This is a genomic window from Candidatus Hydrogenedentota bacterium (assembly GCA_019695095.1).
GTDB lineage: Bacteria > Hydrogenedentota > Hydrogenedentia > Hydrogenedentales > SLHB01 > JAIBAQ01.
Genome location: JAIBAQ010000330.1, coordinates 1 through 3,889, shown reverse-complemented (window position 1 = coordinate 3,889; position 3,889 = coordinate 1). Strand labels below are relative to the sequence as shown.

At 53.7% G+C, this 3,889-nt stretch carries 1 protein-coding gene; it reads right to left on the bottom strand.

Translation table 11 applies throughout. The features are described from left to right. Nucleotides 1-116: 116 nt before the first annotated feature. A complete protein-coding gene (locus K1Y02_25795) occupies nucleotides 117-3,827 on the bottom strand; it encodes a hypothetical protein (GenBank protein MBX7259794.1) in 3,711 nt (1,236 codons plus the stop codon). Nucleotides 3,828-3,889: the final 62 nt, after the last annotated feature.

Sequence of the window (3,889 nt, the reverse complement as noted above, 5' to 3'; positions counted from 1 at the left end):
ACTCGGCTTTCATGGCAATCTCCTTCAAAATTAAACCTGATCTGTATTACTTCTCTACTATAATTAGACAACTTTAGAAAGACTTGGTTTAATCACAATGTAGGTATTACTATTGGCTAGACTACGCGTAGCTGGAATGCGACAGAAGATCCGGCATCCACCATTTTGTCGAGGAGTGTCAGGACAGCGGCACGGAGAGGGTTGTTCTTCTTGATCGCAGCCGCATGTTCGTGGATCGCCACGCGCATCACGGTCTCAAGTTTCCACAGGATCACTTCGTTTTCTAGTGGATTCTCTTGCGTGTGTCCATCAAGGGCCTGTTGCAGTTCAATAAGAGCGCCCGGAATGCCAATTCCCCGTCCGACACCTTCCAACAGGTTCACCACGCATTCGAATCCGAGCGCGCTCGTGCCGATTGCCCGAATGCTATCTCTGATAAAGTTTGGGCGCTTGTGAAGAATAGCGAAGTCATGAGCGTCAGGAATCCACGGTACAGACTGGAACAATGCGGACTGGAATAACAATATCCGCAACAGCTTATCGTGGCTTGAGTGATACCAACGTCCATCCTGAAAGATGGAAGGCTGACGATAACAAATTTCGGTAGCGATATCCCATAGCGTCCAGAAGTTTGTCGTTCCATCGCCCGCTCCGTACTGTTCAACTAAAACGTCTTCAAGCACCATCGCCGCGAAGTCGGGTATCTGTTCGCACAGATTTTCTAATCGTGAACTCTCGGCCCGCAGCTTCTCCGGCGTGGCGTAGAGCAATTGGCGAGCGTATAGCTTAGCGATAGCATACTGTGCCTCATAGGACAGATCGCGTTCATCAGCTTTGTTCTTTGTAGCTGTGGCCGCCGCATCCACGAGCATCCCCATAGCCGAACGCGACCATTCCCAATCTAGATCGAGCGGCACCGTTTCAAGCGCGGGCGTCAAATACGGGAAGTAGCACAACTGCTGATCTAATTGCGGTTCGTCCAGCACGCCAGCCTTTAAGCCGTCAAGCAACTTGGCGCGCGCTTTGCCAAATGACTGTTTCCATGCCACCTCCCTCTCGGGATACAGCAAAATATTGAGCGCGGTGCCCATCATCACCGCGAGGTGCGCAAGCCCGAGCACGCAGACTCGCGCCAGGGTCGGTTCGCTCTTCCATAAAAATTGCTGGATGCCTCGGATAGCGTACTCTCGAATTTCGTCGGTCGGGTGAGTGAGCGCTTCAGCAAGCGCCCCAAGCAGGAGTTCTCGTTGTTTCGTTTTGGGCAGTGCGAGGGGCAACACACACGCGGCTGCTCTGGAGCCATCTGCGTTGAACCGTTGCATGGTTTCCAAATCGTTGTACTCAGCCGGCGCAGCGACCGCCTTGCAGATCTCGCCCTCAGCCCATGCTCGTGTTTCTCCACCTATTTCACCGTTGTCCAACCGGATCAGCGCGGTTGCGATGAGTGCTGGAAGGTTCGGGGTAACATAGGAGTCTTCCTTAGCAGGTTCCTGCTTGAGTTGGCGGAATTCTGCCAGTGCCTCTACATGGCTCAGATATAACGTGCGATGCTGCTTTGCATCCATATCGAAGAATGAATTTCCCCACAGGAAGAGTTTTATCGCTGTATTGGTGCCTCTCCATTGCTCGGCGTTATCTTCTACCAATTGTTGCAAATCCGGATCTAGCTCACGAGTTTCCAACGGTATATAATCTTCTTGAGTCGATTCGCCGAGATTCATTTCCCGTAAGTCCATACGCTTGAGCGCCAACCGCCAGAGTTGGGTTTCCTTGGAGGTATCGCCAGCATCAATTGCAGCCTTGTGGTCGTCGAGGATTTGCCAAAGAGCTTCCTTAAGTTGTGGTGTCTCAATTTGCAACCGGAAAATCAGCGATTCCAGGTCAAGGCGGCGATGCGGGAGCTTGTTGCTCTCGGCCCGCTCTTGCTGCATCGCTGCACTCATGGGATTATGGGGAGAAGCCCACGCTTGGGCACGGGTTTCAAGCCCCGTTCTACGTCGATCCATCCCAATGAATTCCCGAATGCGGAACAGGTCGAGAAACTCCTCGGAGAATAGTCTTGGGTACGCATTCAGCACGCTGGCGACGACGGAGAGGGTGAACGCTGAGGTGCTCTTGCGGAGTACGTATTTCAAGAAAGGGACAATGTCCACGCCGACTGTATGAGCCTCCAAAAACCACTTCTCAAGAGCCATGAGCGCCGACTCAAGCATATACGGTGCCACTGCCGTACCGCGATGCGCCAACCACATCCTTTCCGAAAGCAGGAATTGATGGCCTTCGGGCAAGAAAGGCACAGTCAGTGCAATAATTTCATCTTGAAACTTAGAGTGGCGAGACATTTCGGCAGCGTGATTGCACAACTTAACGGTGTTTTTAACCGCTTTCACTGGATGTGTGCGTAGTAACTGCCAAAATGGGCCTTGATAGGCGCTTGGCGCGAAAAACTGTAAGTGTTGCCCGATACAGAGTCCAAATTCAGGCCCAATTTCGTGGTGCCACTCTCTTCCATCATGATCTGAACGGACGTAGAGCGACCACAGCGCGGCAATAACAAAGTCGGGCAGGTAGCAGCAAAGCGAGCTACAGTTGGTGAATTCGAGTGCGTACTCGATTACATTTTTTGCGCCCCATGTCCTTCGGTGATCATCGTTTTTTAAAGCATCCAAGCACATTTGCAGGAATGTTCGCCCTTGTTCGGGATCTGCCCCAAGCGTTTTCAGGACAATGCTAAGGAAGCGCTTTGCTAACTCGCCTCGTGCAATCTGGGCGGTACTGGAGCCGCGCAGAACGTGAAGTCCGATGGCAAGCGCCGCGCGGGTAGTCTCGTTTGGTTGGTAGAAATCCCGCTCACCGGACAGCCAGTCCTCGATAAGTCCCGCGATCCATGGATGATCCGCGTCGTTCAGCTTGTTCAAGTGCGAGCTAACGAGCTGGATGACCTTTCCCCACGCGCCGCCGACCGGCATGGTTAGTGCGTATCGAATTTTGATTTCCGTCGGGAATCCGCCATCGGTGGGTAATTGAGGAAGATCCTCCCTTGGCCCTTTGCAGGCAACCCGTAGCAGATGAACCAGTCGGCGCAGTCGCACCATGCCATTCTGAACGAGCAACGCCTCATGTTCGTCAATGAATGTTGGCGCGTGCTCGGAGCGCAGCATCCCGACCAGAGAATCGTCTCGCCAGAAAGGCGGTATCGACGGATCATCGAATATGCGGTGCACCAAGTCTAGCGCCTCGGACTCTTTCCTTGTGATGGCTTCGGCCAGCCAACTCCGATACGCGCGGCGAATTCCGGGATGTGTGCCTACGGTCTCGAAGAACGTGGGCCAGTCGTATTCCGCCGCCACGACCTGTCGCTGGATGTAATTGTGCAGCGACCAGTCGTCGAAGATATCGTGCGCTGGCGCAACCCGACCGTGCATGTCGGCAACCAGTATTCCGTCGTTAAGGAGCGCGGACACCGCTTCAAAATCGGAAAGCTGCTCTACAAACTGAACCACGCGCTGCGCTCGCCGCAAGCACGTATCGTCGAACGTCCGCTTGCGACGGTCTGGCATGTTCTCTGCCGCGCTAGCTGGGTTTGTCACGGCTTGCAGCCAGAGAAATTGCTTGAGATTATTCGTGGACTGGAAAGGCGCCGCGCTCACACACGCCGAGTGTGTCAACGCCAGGCGCAGGTAGAATGGTACGCGCAACACCGGGGTAAGACTGGAACCACGAATCTTGGCGTAATCGAGCGGCCCGGCGCGTAAGGCAAGCTCTAAGGTGATTTCCGAAAAACAATCTCCCCATTCAGATAGAATTTGCTCACACCCTTGACCCACCGAGTAGGATCATGCTGTCCGCTCTCGAACCGACCGTCTTACCGTTGTCCGCCTCTCAAATC